The 17,539-nt window shown below is 68.6% G+C and carries 13 protein-coding genes; 2 read left to right on the forward strand and 11 right to left on the reverse strand.

Annotated elements, in window-relative coordinates:
- Positions 1-78: 78 nt before the first annotated feature.
- The 11 genes from HMJ39_RS06230 to HMJ39_RS06280 form a co-directional block, all read right to left on the reverse strand.
- On the reverse strand, positions 79-1,596 hold the full coding sequence (locus tag HMJ39_RS06230) for a tripartite tricarboxylate transporter permease (RefSeq protein WP_161385626.1): 1,518 nt from the start codon (positions 1,594-1,596) through the stop codon (positions 79-81).
- An 11-nt stretch (positions 1,597-1,607) separates the two neighbouring features.
- Positions 1,608-2,132 carry a tripartite tricarboxylate transporter TctB family protein gene (locus HMJ39_RS06235; RefSeq protein WP_161385625.1) on the reverse strand — a complete coding sequence of 175 codons (525 nt, stop codon included), beginning with the start codon at positions 2,130-2,132 and terminating at the stop codon, positions 1,608-1,610.
- A gap of 2 nt (positions 2,133-2,134) precedes the next feature.
- Positions 2,135-3,100 (reverse strand): Bug family tripartite tricarboxylate transporter substrate binding protein, encoded by a 966-nt coding sequence (locus HMJ39_RS06240; protein WP_161385624.1) that lies wholly within the window; start codon positions 3,098-3,100, stop codon positions 2,135-2,137.
- Between the two features lies 1 nt (position 3,101).
- Positions 3,102-3,758: an N-carbamoylsarcosine amidohydrolase gene (locus HMJ39_RS06245; RefSeq protein WP_161385623.1), complete on the reverse strand. Its 657-nt coding sequence runs from the start codon at positions 3,756-3,758 to the stop codon at positions 3,102-3,104.
- A gap of 11 nt (positions 3,759-3,769) precedes the next feature.
- On the reverse strand, positions 3,770-4,522 hold the full coding sequence (locus tag HMJ39_RS06250) for a maleate cis-trans isomerase family protein (protein ID WP_161385622.1): 753 nt from the start codon (positions 4,520-4,522) through the stop codon (positions 3,770-3,772).
- Positions 4,519-5,325: an alpha/beta fold hydrolase gene (locus tag HMJ39_RS06255; protein WP_161385621.1), complete on the reverse strand. Its 807-nt coding sequence runs from the start codon at positions 5,323-5,325 to the stop codon at positions 4,519-4,521. Before HMJ39_RS06255 ends, HMJ39_RS06250 begins: the two co-directional genes overlap by 4 nt.
- Positions 5,322-6,488: an FAD-dependent monooxygenase gene (locus HMJ39_RS06260; protein WP_161385620.1), complete on the reverse strand. Its 1,167-nt coding sequence runs from the start codon at positions 6,486-6,488 to the stop codon at positions 5,322-5,324. Before HMJ39_RS06260 ends, HMJ39_RS06255 begins: the two co-directional genes overlap by 4 nt.
- Before the next feature lie 276 nt (positions 6,489-6,764).
- The gene (locus tag HMJ39_RS06265; protein ID WP_194296666.1) at positions 6,765-9,899 is read right to left on the reverse strand and encodes an efflux RND transporter permease subunit; all 3,135 of its coding nucleotides are present in this window, start codon (positions 9,897-9,899) and stop codon (positions 6,765-6,767) included.
- 6 nt (positions 9,900-9,905) lie between these two features.
- Positions 9,906-10,991 carry an efflux RND transporter periplasmic adaptor subunit gene (locus HMJ39_RS06270; protein WP_194296667.1) on the reverse strand — a complete coding sequence of 362 codons (1,086 nt, stop codon included), beginning with the start codon at positions 10,989-10,991 and terminating at the stop codon, positions 9,906-9,908.
- A 107-nt stretch (positions 10,992-11,098) separates the two neighbouring features.
- Complete coding sequence (locus tag HMJ39_RS06275; RefSeq protein WP_323370853.1) at positions 11,099-11,695, reverse strand: nucleotidyltransferase family protein; 597 nt, start codon at positions 11,693-11,695, stop codon at positions 11,099-11,101.
- Positions 11,692-13,950 (reverse strand): xanthine dehydrogenase family protein molybdopterin-binding subunit, encoded by a 2,259-nt coding sequence (locus tag HMJ39_RS06280; protein WP_194296668.1) that lies wholly within the window; start codon positions 13,948-13,950, stop codon positions 11,692-11,694. The genes HMJ39_RS06275 and HMJ39_RS06280 overlap by 4 nt, the downstream gene beginning before the upstream one ends.
- 353 nt (positions 13,951-14,303) lie before the next feature.
- Between HMJ39_RS06280 and HMJ39_RS06285 the strand changes: the two genes are divergently transcribed.
- Together HMJ39_RS06285 and HMJ39_RS06290 are read left to right on the forward strand one after the other, a co-directional pair.
- The gene (locus HMJ39_RS06285; protein WP_194296669.1) at positions 14,304-14,810 is read left to right on the forward strand and encodes a (2Fe-2S)-binding protein; all 507 of its coding nucleotides are present in this window, start codon (positions 14,304-14,306) and stop codon (positions 14,808-14,810) included.
- Positions 14,807-17,521: a c-type cytochrome gene (locus HMJ39_RS06290; protein WP_194296670.1), complete on the forward strand. Its 2,715-nt coding sequence runs from the start codon at positions 14,807-14,809 to the stop codon at positions 17,519-17,521. The genes HMJ39_RS06285 and HMJ39_RS06290 overlap by 4 nt, the downstream gene beginning before the upstream one ends.
- The last annotated feature ends 18 nt before the right edge of the window (positions 17,522-17,539 follow it).

The following is a 17,539-nucleotide window of genomic DNA, read 5'->3' on the forward strand; positions in this document are numbered from 1 at the left end:
TCGACCCCATTCCAGCCTTGGCTATCTGCCTCCCGTCAGCCGGCTGCCCTTACTGAACAACCTGGTGGCTTTACACAGCTAGCGCCGCCCGTAGGTGCGGCGCAGGTCGTCGCGCAGACGCACGAACCAGGGCGCCACCAGGGGTAGGAGGATGGCGCCCAGGGACATCAGCAACAGCGTCAGGGCAATCGGGCTGTTGATGAAGATGTCCCAGGATCCGCGGCCCAGGATCAGGCTGCGCCGCAGATTTTCTTCCAGCAAGGGGCCGAGGATCAGCCCGAACGCCAGGGGCGCCGCCGGTAATCGGAACAGGTTGAGCAGATAGCCGATCAGGCCGAACGCCAGCATGATGTAGACGTCGGACATGGTGTTGCGGATGGCGAACGAGCCCACCACGCACAGCACCGCGATCACCACCAGCAGGATGTGGGAGGGGATCCGCGTCACCCAGGCCACCCAGCGCATCAGCAGCAGGCCGATCACCAGGGTCAGGATCAGCGCCAGGAAGAACGACGAGTACACGCCGGACACGAACTCCGGGTTGTTGGCGAACAGCCCCGGCCCCGGGCGCAGACCGTGGATCAGCAGCGAGCCCATCAGCACCGCGGTGATGGCGTCACCGGGAATGCCCAGGGTCATCATCGGGATCAGGGTGCCGCCGATGCTGGAGCTGTTGGCGGATTCCGGCGCCACCACGCCTTCCGTGACGCCCTTACCGAACTCGTCCGGCCGCTTGGAGAAACGCATCTCCTGGGCGTAGGCGATGGCCACCGCGATGGCGGAGCCGGCCGCCGGAATGGCGCCTACCGAGGCGCCGATGAACGAGCCGCGCAGCATGGTCTTCCACTGGCCCAGCAGTTCCTTCATCGGCGGCCACAGCCGGCCGATGGCGGGCATCACGCTCTTGGTGGAGGGCCGCCCGGCGGTGCCGATGTTCTTCATCACCTCGGCGAACCCGAACAGCCCCACGCACAGCGGCACCAGCTCGATACCGCCTTCCAGCACCGGGCTGTCGAAGGTGAAACGGGGAATATCGGTGAGGCTGTCGAAGCCGACCATGCCGCACAGCAGCCCCAGCCCCCCAACCATCATGCCGCGAATGGTGGAGCCCGGCGACGCATAGGCCAGCAGCACCAGGCCGAACACCGCCACGGCGGTGAACTCCGGGCTGCGGAATTCCATGGCGGCGGCGGCCAGCATGGGCGCCACCAGGACCAGCGCCAGCAGCCCGATCAGCCCGCCCAGGGTGGACGACACCAGTGCGTAGGTGAGTGCCTCGCCGGCCCGGCCGGAACGGGCCATGGGGTAACCGTCCAGCTGGGTGACGATGGCGCCGGGGGTGCCGGGAATATTGATCAGGATGGCGGAAATGGAGCCGCCATACACGCTGGCCACGAACACGGCGAGCAGAAACAGGATGGCCAGGTGCGGGTCCATGCTGAAACTGATCGGCAGGAGAATGGCCAGGGCCATGGTGGAGCTGACGCCGGGCATGGCGCCCAGCACCACGCCGAGCACGGTGCCGATCACCGCCAGCAGCAGGCCCCAGGGCGACATCAGGGTGGTGCCCAACGCGGAAAGGAAATCATTCAGCATGGTATACCTCGTTAGCCGATTGGCACCTTGAGCACCGACACGAAGGTCACGTAGAGGAAAGCGCACAGCAGCACGCCCAGGATCAGACCACTGACCAGGGCGCGCGCCGCGCGACCGGTGCGCCGCCAGCTCAACCAGGCGGTCCAGGCGGCGCTGAATACGAAGGTGGCGGGCAGGAAGCCGATCACGGCCACCCCCGCGCACAGGGCGATCATGCTGAGCAGCAGAGCGACGGCGGCGGGATGGTCGCCGCGCTCCACGGAGGGCCCGCCGGTACGGCCGGTGGCGAGACGGAAGCATCCCTTGATCAGGATCAAGGCGGCGCCGAGGGAAAGCAGGCCCAATACCAGCACGGGCAGGAACGCGGCCCCGGGATCGAGGCCGGCGTCCAGGCTGGCCATCAGGCGCTTGCCGCTCAACACCGAGGACCAGCCGGCGGCGCAGATGATCGCGAAGAACGCGCCGACGGCCAGATCCAGCACCGGGCTTGTTTGCGTGTTGTTCTCGCGGCCGGCGTTTTCGGTGGGCTCGCTCATGGTCAGCCTTCGATCAGATTGGCGTCTTCGAGGATCGCTTTGACTTCCTGGTTGCGTTGCTCCAGGTAAGCGCGGGTGGCGGCGGCGTCACGGGGCATGATCACCAGGCCCAGTTCGGCGGCTTTCTTCTGGAAGGTCTCGTCGTTGAGGAGGCTGTAGAAGCCTTCTTCCAGTTTCTTGCGACGCTCTTCCGGCACGCCCTTGGGCAGGTAGAGCATGTAGAAGTCCTCGGCGATGAAGTCGTAGCCCTGCTCCTTGAAGGTGGGCACGTCCGGGGCGAACGGGTGGCGCTCCTCGGCGGCCACGCCGATGATCTTCACCTTGCCGGCTTTGTGCTGTTCGGCCAGCAGCGGAATCGGCAGGGTGGTGGACATGACCTCGCCGGACACCAGCGCGGACGCGGTGGGGGCGTAACCCTGGTAGGGCACCTTGCTGAGTTTCACGTCGAAGTGATTTTCCAGCATGGTGGCGGCGATGTAGGAGAAACCACCGGGGGAATCATTGCCGTTGATGATGGAGCCGGGCTGGTCCTTCAGTTGCGCCAGGTAGTCCTTGACGTTGTCGATGCCGGTGTCCTTGGCCACCGCCAGGGAAGCCGGTTCCGGACCGATGAACACCAGCGGCTCCAGGTCTTCCAGGGGCGTGGCGTTGCGGTTCATGTAGCTCTGCGCGATGGCGTGGGTACCCATCATGCCAATGGTGTAGCCGTCCGGGTCGGACTTCGCCACGTGTCGCACGCCGTTGGAACCGGCGGCGCCGGTGACGTTGTTCACCACCATGGACACGGGCAGGTTTTCCGGCGGTTTCTCCGCCATCAGGCGCGCGGCCAGATCATAGGCGCCACCGGCGGGCCAGGGCACCACGATGGTGATGGGTTCTTCCGGAAATTCCGCCAGGGCGCGGCTGGAGAGGCCCAGCAACAGGGCCACGGCCAGGCTGGCGGTGGCGAGCAGTTTAACGATCTTCATGTTATTCCCCCTTCGAGGATAATTGGTTCAGGTGAGCGATGGCTTCGTCCATGCCGATGACGTCGCCGTACTTACTGTCGATATCGAACAGATTGGCTTCGTGGGGCGCGGGATGACGATCACCCACGGCTTCGCGGACAACCATCATCCGGAAACCGTACTGAAGACCGTCCACGGCGGTGGCTCGAATGCAGCCACTGGTGGAACAGCCCATCAGGATCACGGTATCCACGCCCAACGACGTCAGCGTGGAGGCAAGAGACGTGCCGAAAAACGCGCTGGCATATTGTTTGGTAATCACCAGTTCGTCCGCCGCCGGGGTTACCGGCTGGCAGAACTCCGCGTCCGGGTTGCCGTCCACCATGGCGCGCATCACGGGTGCTTTTTTCACCCAGACGCCGCCGTCCATCTGGCCTTCGCCACGGTAACGGATATTGGTATGAATCACCGGAATACCGCTCTGACGAGCGGTTTCCAGCAGTCGCGGTGCATGGTCCATCGCCTCCACCACGCCCGGCGCGTAGAGGGGTGCACCGGGACGGGTGTAGGCCTGAAGGAAATCCACCGCCACCAGCGCCGGGCGTCGGCCGAAGCCGACCCGGGTACCCCAGACGCCTTGATAGTTGCTGGCAAGATCGTCCTGGTTGCCGTTGGCCATGATGAATCTCCTCAATAAGCGCCTGACAGCAGGGCACCGGCGCCGGGAACCACGGGTTCCAGGTCCAGGGCCTTGAGCATTTGATAGGTGGTGGCGATGGCCGCGGTGACCACCGGCTTGCCGGTGAGCGCCTCGACCTTGGGCACCGCCGCCAGGGACGGCATCTGCACGCAGGCGGACAGCACGATGGCGTCGGCGTCGGAGAAGTCCATGCCGGCGACGATGTCCGGCAGTTTCGCCGTGTCGTGGCGGGCCACGTCCAGGTTGTTGGGGATTTCCAGGGCGCGGTATTCCAGCACCTCGGTGCCTTCGCGCTGGATGTAATCCACCACCATCTCGGTGAGCGGCTTCATGTACGGCGCCACCACCACGACTTTCTTGGCGTTGAGCACCTTGAGGGCGTCCACCAGAGCGCCGGCGCTGGTCACCACCTCGGTTTCCTGGCCGTTCTCCTTGGTGCGTTCGCGCAGCCGCTTCTGGGATTCCCGGTGGTAGCCGGGGCCCATGGACATGATCGCCACCAGGCAGGCGTAGCCCATCACGTCCACGGCGGCGTCGCTGAGCTCCAGGGCGCAGCGATCGGATTCACCGTCCATGGAGGCCAGTTCTTCCTTGCTCACGGTCTTCATGCGCATGCGGCTGGAGTGAAAGGTGAAACGCTCCGGACGGATAAGCTGCCGGGCGGTGAGCATGGCCGGAATCTCGGTCTCCATGGTGATGTTGGAGCTCGGGACGATCTGGCCGATTCGATAAGGGCGGGTCATGGCTGCACTCCCAGAAAATCACCAAAGCCCTGGAAGAAACCTTCGAGGTCGTCCCAGGGAATCATGTGGCCGGCACCCGGTACCGTTTCGATGCGCACGGATGGCAGCAGCTGTTTGATTTCTTCCTTGTCCTCTTCCTGGATCACGCCGCCTTTGCCGGCGCACATCAGCAGGGTGGGCACCTGCACCTTCGGGAAGTCCTGGTGGATGTCCACCTCGTGGAAGTCCTCGAAGCTCTTGATGATGGCGTCCAGGTAGCAGGTGTGCAGCCACTCGGCGCGCAGCAGCAGTTGCTCCTCGGTCCAGGTGGGGCAGTACTTGCGCATGGTTTCCAGGTCGCAGCCCTTGAGGCAGTCGTTGATGGAATCCACGTACCAGGGCAGCTTGCTGGGGTATTCGCGACGGCCCGGACCGGACACCGGCGGATCGATCAGCGCCAGCTTGGCGACGCCCTTGGCGCCCCGGGTCACCGCCCGCAGGGCGAAGCGCGCGCCCATGGAATGGCCGGCCAGGATGTAATCCTCCAGGCCCAGGGCCTCGGCGAAGGCGACCACGTCATCGGCGCAGGTGTCGGTGTCGTAGTCCAGCTCGGCGCCGGTGGAGGACAGGCCGCGGCCGCGCACATCGAGCACATAGGTGTCGAAGTTCCGGCCCAGCCGCTCGGCCACGAATTCCCAGGTGATCGCCGGGCTGGTGATGCCCGGGATCAGAATCAGCGGCTGGCCCTTGCCGCCGTAGCGCAGGTAGTGCTGGCGAATGCCGTTGGCGTTGACGTTGGCGCCGTACAGTCGGGTGCTGCTCATGCTTGCTCCTCGACCTCCGTTTTGGGGTCTTTCAGCGGTACTTCGTAGACGTCATGGGCGAATACCCAGGCCGGGTCTTCGTTCTGACGCAGCCAGGTGTTGTCGTGGGACACTTGCTGCACGCGGGACGCGCGCTCGAAGCGGTTGGCGCGGTACAGCTCGAAGGCGTCGGCGTAGTTGTCGGCGCCGGTGGTTTCCATGCAGCGTACCAGCATGGCGGCATCCTCGATGGCCATCACCGCGCCCTGGGCCATGTGCGGCTTCATCGGGTGGGCGGCGTCGCCGAGCAGCACCAGGCGGTTGTCGTGCCACAGGGGCAGCGGGTTGCGCTCCAGCAGCGGCCACTTGGTGACTTTATCGGTGCAATCGATCAGAGCTTGAACTTCCGGGCCGTAGTTCTTGAACGCTTCGCGCATTTCTTCCCGGGAGCTGTCCACGAAAGAGGTGCCGTGGTTCCAGTCCGGCTCCGGCACGCCGGTCACGTAGTAGTATTCCTTCTGATCGCCGGTGACGTAGTAGACCATCATGTGACGGTCCTCGGACCACCACTTCACGCACGCTTCGAAGTCGAGATCGTAGGCCTTCAGTTTCTCCGCGGAGATGATCGCGCGGTGCGCCACCCAGCCGCTGTAGATAGGCGCTTCCTCGCCGAGCAGGTGCTCGCGGATCACGGAGTTCACGCCGTCGGCGCCGATCACCAGGTCGGCGGTGGCTTCAGTGCCATCGGCGAAGTTCATCACCACCTGATCACCCTGATCGTCCACTTTCTCCAGGCGTTTGCCGAAGTGCAGGCGGTCCTGGTCCAGCTGATCGACCATGAGGGCGTGCAGGTCGCCCCGGTGCACGGTGATGTAGGCGGCGCCGTATTCCTGCTTGGCGAAATCGCCCAGGGGAATGCGGGACAGGTACTCACCGGTTTCACCGTCGCGGCTGAACCAGTGGCTCGGGTGGGAACCCATGCGCTCCAGCTGGTCCTCGATGCCGATGCGGCGCATCACCTTCATGGCGTTGGGGCCCAGGTGGATGCCCGCGCCCAGGCGAGAGAATTCCGGCGCCTGCTCGTAGACCTGGGTGGGGTAACCGGCTTTCTGCAGCAGTGCCGCGGCGGCGGCGCCACCCAGACCGGCGCCGATGACCGCGATGCTTGGCTTGGTGGTAGTCAAAATCAGACCCTCCTGACGATTCGTTGTATTGGACGACTAGAAACAACGTATACACCATTTATTGGGGGGTCAACCCTCTTTTTGCCCGGGGTCATTATTTTAGCGCGTATTCGTTGACAACGCTGAAAAGCGGTTATAAAGGCGCTAAAGCCCGATTCTGGCGGGGTTTGGGAAGACAGGCGGGGAAAGGCCCTTTTGTGGTGCGTACACGCTAGTTTTCGTTATAAAACAGTGCATGCACCATAAAAGGCGCGGAGAACGCGGCGCCGCACCCGATCAGTGCGCCGCCCGCTCGGTGAGCGACAGCACGCTGGCGGTGAGCGCTGGCAGGAAGGTGACCGTGATAAGGGCGGTGCCGAGCAGGCCGAACAGCACGATGGCGCCCACGCCCCGATACAGCTCGGTGCCCTCGCCGGGCAGCAGCACCAGAGGCGCCAGCCCGCACACCGTGGTGATGGTGGTCATGGCGATGGGGCGCAGCCGCGAACGCACCGCTTCGCTCACCGCGACGGCCACGGCGAGGCCCTGGCGGCGGTTGGTGAGCGCCTCGTGGACGATCAGGATGGGATTGTTGACCACCGTGCCCATGAGAATCAGAAAGCCGAGCATGGAGATCATGTCGAACGGCTGGTTGAACCCGGGCAGGCCGATGGCGGGCAGCAGGGCGCCGGCGCCGTTGAGCAGGGCGAGGCCGAGAATGCCGCTGGCGATGCCCGCCGGAATGGTGGTCATGATCAGCAGGGGATAGCCCCAGTGGGTGAAAATGGCCACCAGCAGCAGGTAGATCAGCAGCAGCGCCACCACGTAGTTGCCGGTGAGGGCGTCCCGGGTGGCGTCCAGCTGGTCGCTGGCGCCGGAGATGTCCACGGTGACTTCCGGGGGCAGGGCGCCTTCCTCGCGCAGGGCGCCGATCACGTCCTCGCGCACCAGGCGCACGCCGGTTTCCAGGGCCACGGAGCGCGGCGGAATGATGTTCAGGGTCACCGTGCGGCGGCCGTTGACCCGGCGCACGGTGCTGGTGTCCACGGTTTCCTCCAGACGCGCCAGGGACGACAGCGGCACCGTGGCGCCCTGGGGCGTTTGCACCGGCAGGCCGGGCAGGGCGGCCAGGCGCGGCGCCACGCCCCGGTTGCTGTAGGCGTAGATGTCCACCTTGTCGTCGCCGAGGAAGAACTCGTCTAGGTAGGCGCCGTCGGTGAGCGCCGCCACCGTGAAGCCCAGATCCTGGGCACTGAGGCCCAGTTCCGCGGCGCGTTCCCAGTCCGGGCGCACTTCCAGCAGGGGCTGGGCCAGGGACAGGCTGCCCGGCTGGGTCTGAATGCGCGGGTTGTCGAACACTTGCTCGGCGCGCCGGTAGGCGGCCCGCGCCACCTGGAACAGGGTGGCCAGGTCATTGCCGGCGATGTCCAGGTTGACGCTGCGGGTGCCGCCGTCGTTGCTGGAGATGATCGAGCCCCGGGCGGCGAAGGCGCGCATACCCGGGTATTGCTCGTAAAAGGTGGTGAGCGCGTCCATCAGCGGTTCCATGTGGCCCGGGTCCACCGGCTCGGCGATCACCCTCAGGCCCTGGGCCTCCACGAACAGGTTCAGGTAGCGCAGCGGCGGCGCCGGCAGTTCGCCGGCCTCCCAGGCCGCCGGATCGGCGTCCACCAGGGGCAGGAAGTGGGCCTGTACCTGCTCGCCGATTTCCTTCATGGCCTCGAGGTTGTAGCCCGGCGGCGCGTTCATGGAGGCGAAGGTCTTGGCCTCCTCGCCCTCGGGCAGGTATTCCGCCGGCGGCGTCAGCAGAGCGATCACCAGGGCGCCGCCGGCCAGGGTGGCGGCGATCACCGTGGCGCGCCGGGGGGCGCTGGCGCTGAGCCAGTGGGACAGGCCGTGCAGGCGGCCCAGCCAGCGGCTTTCTTGGCCCTGGTGGTCGAACACGGCGCCGAAGTCGAGCCGCGCCGCCAGGGTCGGAATCACCGTCATCGCCACCAGCATGGACACCAGGATTGACGCGGACACGGCGATGGCGATGTCGGAGTAGAGCTGGCCGGCTTCCTGGGTGATGAATACCACCGGCAGGAACACCAGCACCGTGGTCAGGGTGGAGGCGAACACCGCCGGCCACACCTTGCGAATGCCTTCCACGGAGGCCCGGAAGCGGTCCAGCCCCCGGCGCCGCTCGATCTCGATGCTCTCCAGCACGACGATGGAGTTGTCCAGGGTCATGCCAATGGCGAACGCCACCCCGGCCAGGGAAATCACGTTGATGGTGCGCCCGGCCAGCAGCAGGCCCAGGAAGGCGGCGATGGTGCAGATGGGAATGCCCACCACGCCCAGGGCGGTGACCCGCACCGAGCGCAGGAACAGGAACATCACCAGGGTGGCGAACACCGCGCCGATCGCCAGGTTGGTCCAGACGTTGCGCACCGAGGCCTCCACGTAGCGCACGTCGTCGGAGATCAGCCCCATGCGCAGACCCGCCGGCGCCAGCACTTCCTGGTTGATCAAGTCCACCTGGTCGAACATGGCGTACTTGATGTCGATGACGTTGGAGCCGCTTTCCCGGCGCACTGCCAGGTTGATCACCGGGTCGCCGTTGACCCGGGACAGGCCGCGTACCGGGAAATGGTCCAACTCCACCGAGGCCACGTCGCGCAGGCGGATCACGCCGTCGCCGCGGCGCGCCAGCACCAGCTCCCGCAGCTCCGGCACCTGGTCGAAGCGGCCCACGGTGCGCAGCAGGTAGCGGCGCTTGCCGCTGTCCACCTCGCCGCCGGACACGTCCCGGTTGCGCTGGCGCAGGGCGTCGCGCACGTCCATCACCGTGAGGCCGCGCTCCGCCAGGCGCTGCGGATCGAGCAGCACCCGCACCTGACGCTCGGCGCCGCCGCGCAGTTCCACCTGGGAGACCCCCTCGACGCTTTCCATGCGGGTGCGCACGTTGTCGTCGATGAAGTCGCGCATCATGTCCAGATCCAGGTCCTTGGGGTTGCCCGTTTGCGGCGCCACCCAGAAATACATGAAGGCGTTGGCGGAGAAGGACGTGGACAGGATGCGCGGCTGGTCCACGTTGTCCGGGTAGTCCGGCACCTGGCTGAGGGCGTTGTTAACGCGGATCAGCGTCTCGGTGATGTCCACGCCGAACGGGAATTCCAGTTCGATTTCCGCCTCGCCGCTGTAGGCGGTGGCGGTGAGCCGGCGCAGGTTGGGTACGTTGCGCAGATACTCTTCCTGCTCAATGAGGATTTCCTTTTCCACGTCCTGGGGTGTGGCGCCGGGCCACCGGGTTTGCACCGTGATGGTGCGCACCTCCAGGTCGGGAATCATCTGCACGGGAATGCGCAGCGCGGCGAGAATGCCGAGCAGGGTGATGATCAGCACCACCACCGTCATCAGGGTGCCGTTACGGACGATCTTTTCGAACACGGGCGGTTACTCCGGGGCGGCGCCGTTGGACGGGTCCGGCCGGCGAACCTCCAGTTCGCGGCCGTCGCTGAGGCTTTCGTTGCCGCGCACCACCACCCGGTCGCCGGCGCTCAGGCCTTCCAGCACGGTGACCCGGTCGCCCAGGCCGGGGCCCACGCGCAGGCGTTGCTCCCGGGCCAGCAGGGCACCGTCCCGGGATTCCGCCACCCACACGGTGACGCGACCGTCCGGGTAGCGCACCAGGGCGTCCCGGGGCACCGCCAGGCTGGCGGTGTCGCCGCGCAGCACCAGGGTGGCGCGGGCGGACATGCCCGGTGTCATCGGCGGCGGGTCGGCGACCCGGGCACGCAGCAGGAAGGTGCGCGAATCCGGATCATTGACCGGCACGATGGCGGTGATGCTGGCCTCGTGCGCTTGGCCGGCGTCGCCGCCCAGGCGCACGGTCAGCGCGCTGTCCTTGGTGAGGCGGGGGAAATATTCCTGGGGCACGGCGAAATCGGCGCGCAGGTCGTCCAGGTTGACCAGTTCCAGCACCGCGGTGCCCGGCGTCACCCACTCGCCCACCTCGGTGAGCTTACGGCTGATCACGCCGTCGAAGGGGGCCTTCAGAGTGTGGCGGCGCAGCAGGGCCTCCTGGCGGCGCTGCTCCACCCGGGCCGCGGCCAGGGCGGCCTCGGCCATTTCCAGTTCCGATTCCAGGCCGCGCACCTCGGTGGCGGCGATGCTGCGGCGTGCCGCCAGGGTGCTGGCCTCGTCAAGCCGGCGGCGGGCATCGTCACGGGCCGCCAGGGCTTCCTCGGCGGCGGCCCGGGCGCTGTCCCGGGCCAGCCGGTTGAGCTCCGCGTCCAGCGCCAGCAGGGTGTCGCCACCGGCGACGCTGTCGCCCAGGTCCACCTTCAGGTCGGTGACCCGGCCGGCCACGGCGGTGGAGAGCAGGGCGCCGCGCCGGGCGGTGATGGTGCCGGTGAGCGGCAGCCGTTCCTCGCGGTGTTCGGCGCGCACCTCAGCCAGGGTGACCGGTTCCGCGGCGGTCGCGCCGCCGGCCCAGAGCAACAACGCCAGCGCCCACCACGGACGGATTCCGCTTCGCATTCACAACCCCTGCTAATGATTCCGGTTATCACTTACGGAACGGCATTAGGCCAAGTTGGTGGACCCGGATCAAGCAAGCGGGTTGCCGGGGTCAGGGCGAGGTCAGGTCAGCGAGAGGTCAGGTCGCCGGGGCGGTCCACGTCGCGGAGCACGCCGGGGTCGTCCACCGGCAGCTCGATCAGCGCCGCCCGGTGGGCGGCGATCAGATCCCGGGCGCCATCGCCGTCGGCGCGGGCGGCCAGCTCCGGCCAGAAGGCACGGCCGAACAGCACCGGAAAGCCCGGCGCGCCGTCGAGCACCGGGCGAACGATGCGGTCGGCGCCGGCCCGGGCGCGCAGGGCGGCCACGGTGGCGTCGCCGACCCAGGGCATGTCGCCGAGCCACAGCGCCGCCACCCGGGCGGCCTCGTCGGCGGCGAGCAGGGCGGCGAAGGCGTCGCCGATGCTGGCGCCCAGGCCGCGCTCGGCGCGCGGCGCGCGCAGTACCAGGGCGTCGCCCAGGCCCAGTTCGGCGGGGTCGTCGTCGGCGCGGATCACCACCGCCACCCGGGGAAAGAGGGCGCCGGCCCGCGCCAGGGTGGTGGCAAGCAGGGAGCGGCCGTCGGCCAGGGGCGCGCGCCGTTTGTCGGCGCCGAAGCGGCGGCCGCGACCGGCGGCGGCGATCACCGCCAGGGTGGCGTTGGCGTCCACGCCGGTGTCGGTCACACCGCCTCCCAGGCGTCGTCGGCCAGGGTGGCGCGCACCCGGTCCGGAGTGAACGGCGGGCGCCGGAAGCGCACCCCGGTGGCGTCGAACAGGGCGTTGGCGATGGCCGGCGCGGCGGGCAGGGCGGTGGACTCGCCCACGCCCAGGGGCGGCGTGTCCGGCGGTTCCAGCAGCACCAGGTCGATCTCCGGCAGCTCCGAGAAGCGCAGCAGCGGGTAGCCGCCCCATTCCCGGGCCGCCGGCCGGCCGTTCTCGAAGGGCACGCTTTCCTTCAGGGTGCGGCCGAGCATCTGGATGATGTTGCCGTGCACCTGGTGGCGCACCCCGGCCGGATTCACCATCAGCCCGGCGTCCTGGGCCACCACCAGCCGTTCCACGCGGATCGCGCCGCTGCCCGGGTGCACCTTGAGAAACACCACCCAGGCCGCCAGCGCGGCACCGAAGCCCGGGAACTTGCTGTGCACGTAGCGGGCGTAGGCCAGCCCGCGCCCGTGCAGCCAGCCGTCCGCGTCCGGGGTCGGCGCGCGCCGTTCCCGGGGCGCCCAGCCGGCGCGCTCGGCGGCGGCGCCGAGCACCGCCCGGGCCCGTTCGTCGTCCAGGTAGCGCAGCCGGTAGGCGAGCGGATCGTCGCCGGCCAGGGCCGCCAGTTCGTCGATATAGCTGTCGTGGGCGAAGGTATTGGGCAGCGCCGACACGCCGCGCAGCCAGGCGGCGCGGATCAGGGTGGGCACGTCGTCGCTGGCGATATGGCGGCGCGGGTAGGCGTAGGGAGGCACCGCGGTGCGGTCGCCCATCTGGAACGGATGCTCCGAGGCGGCCACCTTGCCGGTCAGGCGCAGGGCCAGGGTGGGCGCGTTGTCCGAGGGGTAGCGGGTGACGAAGCGGTAGCTGGCCGGCGCGCCGTCCGCGTCCCGCTCGCCTTCCACGTCCATCACCTGGGCCGCCCCCTTGGGTTCCCACAGATGCTCTTCCTCCCGGGACAGCTGCACCCGCACCGGCCGGCCCACCGCCCGGCTCAGCAGGGCGGCGTCGGCGCCCACGTCGTCGGCGCAGTTGCGGCCGTAGCAGCCGGAGGCCTCCAGCCGCTGGATGTCGATGCGGCCCTCGTCGAGATCCAGCAGGCGCGACAGGTCGGCGCGCAGGCTGTGCGGATTCTGGGTGCCGGACCACACCGTCAAGCGGTGGTCGGCGTATTCGGCCACGGAGCAGGACGGCCCGATGGAACCGTGTAGCTGGTAGGGCCAGACGTAGGTGCGCCGCAGGGTGGGCCCCGCCGGCGGCTCGCCGTCCTCGTCATCCAGCAGCGCGCGGCGCTGGGCGGGCAGGGCGCGCAGCGCCGCCTCCAGATCCTCCGGACCGTCCAGCGCCGGCAGACCGTCCGGTTCGCGCCAGCGCACTTTCAGGCACCGGGCGGCCCGCATGGCCTGCTCCTCGCGTTCCGCCACCACGCCCACGAAGTCGCCCTGGACCACCACGTCCACCAGGCCGGGCAGGCCGGCCACCGAGTCCCGGTCCACCTCGATCAGGCTGGTGCCGACGAAATCGCCCCGGTCCAGGCCGTGGTAGGGCGGGCGCACTACCCGGCCGTGCAGCATGCCCGGCACGCGCACATCATGGACGAAGGTCAGCTCGCCCCGGGCCTTGGCGGGGATATCCACCCGCGCCGCCGGCCGCCCCACCAGCCGGTAATCGGCGCGGGGCTTGAGCGGCGCCTCGGCGGCCAGCTTAAGATCCTCCCGGCGGCCGGCCACCAGTGCGCCGTAGGCGACCCGCCGGTCCGGGTTCTCCCGGTCGTGCAGGGCGCCGTCCTCGCTGACCAGACGTTCCGCCGGCACGGACAGGTGCCCGGCGGCCAGGGCGCGCAGTCGCTCCCGGGCCTGGGCGGCGGCGATGCGCAGCGGCTGGGCGGTGATCTGAATGCTGGCGCTGGCGATGGTGGGCCCCTGGTTGGGCACCTCCGAGGGATGGCCGAGCACCATGGTCACCGCCTCGAACGGCACGTCCAGCTCCTCGGCGACGATCTGGCCCAGGGCGGTGCGGATGCCGGTGCCCAGATCCACGTGGCCGTTGAAGCCCAGCACCCGGCCGTCGGCCAGCACCGCGATGAACAGCTCCGGCTCGGTGGGCACGAAATCCGAATGCGTGCCGGGCTGGCCGGGCGCCGGCTTGGGCGTAGGTTGCGGGTCGCGGAACACCACCAGCACATCGGGCTGGTGAAGCAGGGCGTCGCGGCTGGGCAGGGTCGTGGTCGGCATAGGCTTCAAATCATCACGCCGTGTACGGGCGCGGGCAAGAGGCGTGGTCGGCGCGAACGCCGGTGTTTTTCTGTAGAAAAAACGTATACACCATTTATGCCAGGGTCAAGAAAATGAAGGCAAAGAATTTCCCGCTATTCCGTACGGCCTTGTTGACATCACATTTGATTCTATTTAAAGCTATTTTACGGGCTTTGAGGGGCGAATCGCCGGTTTGGCAAAGGAGACGTCATCTCTGCCCAAGAAGGGTGCATACATTCTAAATCAGCACCAAAAAAGAATGTGTGCCCCATAAAGCAACGAATAAATACCGCCGCGCACTTGAACGGTGCGACGTCGGAGAGAGCATACGCATGCCCGCTACAAACAGTGACCGGCCCGAGGGCCGGGAACTCCGGCTTACCGTCAACGGTGAGGACCGGCGTCTCGACGTGGCGCCGTCCACGCCCTTGCTGTATGTACTGCGCAACGACCTGTCCCTGAACGGGCCCAAGTTCGGCTGCGGGCTGGGCGAGTGCGGCGCCTGCATGGTGCTGGTGGACGGCCGCGCCGCCCGCGCCTGCGTGCTGCCCGCCGCCGCCGTGGAAGGCCACCAGGTGACCACTCTGGAAGGCCTGGCCGACGGCGACCGGCTGGATCCGGTGCAACAGGCTTTTATTGATGAACAGGGCGCGCAGTGCGGGTACTGCCTGAACGGCATGATCATGAGCGTGCGGGCCCTGCTCAACGCCAGGCCGGCGCCCAGCCGCGATGAACTGGTCGAGGCGCTGGATCACAACCTGTGCCGCTGCGGCACCCACCAGGAAATTCTCGCCGCCGCCTGCCGGGCGGCGGGTCTGGGCGGGGAGGGCGACGCATGAGCCGCCTGCCGGAACAGCGCGAGCGCGACGAGGCCCTGGCCCATGGCCTGGTGATCCGGCCGCCGGTGTACCGCCTGGACGCCCGCGCCTTTGTCTGCTCGCAACTGCTGGACGTGAACCGCGACGGGCTCGACGAGGACGTCACCGTGGTGGCGGACGGCAATTTCCTGGGCGTGGTGGCGGCCTCGCCGGAGCAGGCCCGGCGCGCCGCCGAACGGCTGCGCCCGCGCTGGTCCACTCCCGCCGGCAACCACCGGGGCAACACCCCGGCGCCGGCCTCCGATCGCCTGCAACGGAATTACGACTGGCCCGGCCGCCTGGGCTGGGGCGTGGAGCCGGACTGGGTGATCGCCGATTGCAACAACGGCGCGGTGCGCGTGGACGGTCCGGTGGCGGACACCGAGCGCCTGCGCCGGGAACTGGCCTGCCTGTTGGAAACCGATCCGGCGCGTATTCACCTGGACGGGCATGGCGAAGCCGGCCTGGGCCGCCAGGGCAGTGACGACGCCGCCGCCGACGCCGCCCTGCTGGCCCACGCGGTGGGCCGGCCGGTGGCGGTGCGCCTGGACCCGGATCCCTATGCCCTGGACGCGCAAGCCCTGGCCCGGGCCCGCCGCCTGCGCGTCAGCGGCACCCCGGACGGTGGCGACTTCCAGGTGGACGATGACCTGGGCTATGTGTCGGTGCCACCGCTGGCCCTGTGGCTTACCGGCCGGCTCACCGATGGCCTGCTGCGCGATCCGGACGCGGCGGCGCTGCAATACACCTTCGTGCAGGAGTCGTTTCTGGACGAAGTGGCGGCCGCCCTGGGCGAGGACCCGGTGGCCCTGCGCCTGCGTCACATCAAGGACCCGCGCGGCCGCCAACTGCTGCAATCCGTGGCCAACCAGGCCGGCTGGAACCGGCCCGCCGCCAACGACGGTCGTGCCGACCTGGTGCGCGGGCGCGGCGTGGCCTACAGCCACCGCCCCTCGGAGTCCGGCGACGCCGGTTCCGGCACCCGCAGCGCCTGGATCGCCGACGTGGAAGTGAACACCGTCACCGGTGGCGTGCGTCTGTCCCGCCTGGTGGCGGGCCAGGACGCCGGCGCCGACGGCCCGCTGCGGCCACTGCTGGACAGCCATCCGCTGCGCGCCGCCCTGGAACAGAAGCTGCTCGGCCTGCCGGACACGGCGCCGCCGGCGGACCAGTGGGGCGGCACCGATGACCGCCGCCTGCCGGCCACCCGTGGCGCCAGCCCGCCGGCGCCCCGGCGGACGGCCGGGCCGCTGGCGGAAGGCGAGGACGTGGACCTCAGCCCGGCGGTGGCGGTGGTGGCCAACGCTCTCTATGACGCCACCGGTGTGCGCTTCCGGTCGCCGCCGTTTTCGCCGGCCCGGGTGCGTGCCTCCCTGCAGGCGCGCCGCGACCGCGGCAAACGCCGCTGGTGGTGGGCCGGGGCACTGGCGGTGACCGGGCTGCTCGCCACCCTGTGGCCGTGGCGGGCGTCCCTGGCGCCGGTGAGCCGGCCCGCCACCAACCTGTATTCCGCGGAAACCATCGAACGGGGCCGCCTGGTGGCGGAGGCCGGCGACTGCGCGGTTTGCCACACCGCCGAGGAGGGGCTCACCAATGTGGGCGGGCGGCCGTTCGAAACGCCGTTCGGCACGCTGTACAGCACCAACCTGACGCCGGACCCGGACACCGGCATTGGCAACTGGTCCTACGCCGCCTTCGAGCGCGCCATGCGCGAGGGCATCTCCCGGGATGGCCGGCATCTTTACCCGGCGTTTCCGTACACCGATTTCGCCAAACTCAGCGACGCCGACATGCAGGCCCTGTACGCCTACCTGATGGCGCAGCCCGCGGTGGCCGCGCCGGCGCCGGACAATGACCTGCGCTTCCCGTTCAATGTGCGCTCGATGATGGCTGGCTGGAACACCCTGTTCCACCGGGACCGGACCTTCCAGCCGGACCCGGCCCGCTCGCCGCAATGGAATCGCGGCGCCTATCTGTTCGAGGGGGCGGGGCACTGCGGTGCCTGCCATACGCCGCGCAACCTGTTCGGCGCCGAGAAAACCGGCGAGGCGCGCCTGGCCGGTGCCCTGGTGGACGGCTGGGAAGCGCCGGCCCTCACCGCCGACAGCCGCGCACCGGTGGCCTGGACCGAGGAGTCCCTGTTCCAGTACCTGCGCACCGGCCGCTCGGATTTTCACGGCGTGGCCGGCGGGCCCATGGCGCCGGTGGTGGCCGGCCTGGCGGAACTGCCGGAGTCCGACGTGCGCGCCATCGCCCATTACGTGGCCACGCAAATGGACGCCCCGGCCAGCGCCACCGAGGCGCAGCAACGGCAGGCCCGGGAGCGGCTGGCGGCCAGCGCCGAACCGGTGGGCCAGGAGGCCGGCCAGCGGGTGTTCGACGGCGCCTGTGCCTCCTGCCACGCGGACGGCGCCGCCGCCAGCTTCACCGGCGCGCGGCAATCCCTGGCGCTCAACACCAACCTGCACAGCGAGCGTCCGGACAACGTCATTCAATCGATCCTCGGCGGCGTGCACGTCGAGGGCGTGGCCGGCGGCGGCGAGATGCCGGCCTTTTCACACAGTTTGAGCAACCGCCAGGTCAGCGATCTGGTGCATTACTTGCGGGCGCGTTTCGCTCCGGGAGAAACGCCCTGGAAAGACGTCGGGAGGACTGTCGCCGAGATACGCACGGAGCACAACCAACAACCATAAAAGCGTACTTCGCTAATC

This window comes from Alloalcanivorax profundimaris (genome assembly GCF_015265435.1).
Classification (GTDB): domain Bacteria; phylum Pseudomonadota; class Gammaproteobacteria; order Pseudomonadales; family Alcanivoracaceae; genus Alloalcanivorax; species Alloalcanivorax profundimaris.

Coding starts and splice junctions, on each gene's coding strand:
- HMJ39_RS06230 (WP_161385626.1), bottom strand. CDS start 1,596: ATGCTGAATGATTTCCTTTCCGCGTTGGGCACCACCCTGATGTCGCCC.
- HMJ39_RS06290 (WP_194296670.1), top strand. CDS start 14,807: ATGAGCCGCCTGCCGGAACAGCGCGAGCGCGACGAGGCCCTGGCCCAT.
- HMJ39_RS06250 (WP_161385622.1), bottom strand. CDS start 4,522: ATGACCCGCCCTTATCGAATCGGCCAGATCGTCCCGAGCTCCAACATC.
- HMJ39_RS06240 (WP_161385624.1), bottom strand. CDS start 3,100: ATGAAGATCGTTAAACTGCTCGCCACCGCCAGCCTGGCCGTGGCCCTG.
- HMJ39_RS06280 (WP_194296668.1), bottom strand. CDS start 13,950: ATGCCGACCACGACCCTGCCCAGCCGCGACGCCCTGCTTCACCAGCCC.
- HMJ39_RS06285 (WP_194296669.1), top strand. CDS start 14,304: ATGCCCGCTACAAACAGTGACCGGCCCGAGGGCCGGGAACTCCGGCTT.
- HMJ39_RS06245 (WP_161385623.1), bottom strand. CDS start 3,758: ATGGCCAACGGCAACCAGGACGATCTTGCCAGCAACTATCAAGGCGTC.
- HMJ39_RS06255 (WP_161385621.1), bottom strand. CDS start 5,325: ATGAGCAGCACCCGACTGTACGGCGCCAACGTCAACGCCAACGGCATT.
- HMJ39_RS06270 (WP_194296667.1), bottom strand. CDS start 10,991: ATGCGAAGCGGAATCCGTCCGTGGTGGGCGCTGGCGTTGTTGCTCTGG.
- HMJ39_RS06235 (WP_161385625.1), bottom strand. CDS start 2,132: ATGAGCGAGCCCACCGAAAACGCCGGCCGCGAGAACAACACGCAAACA.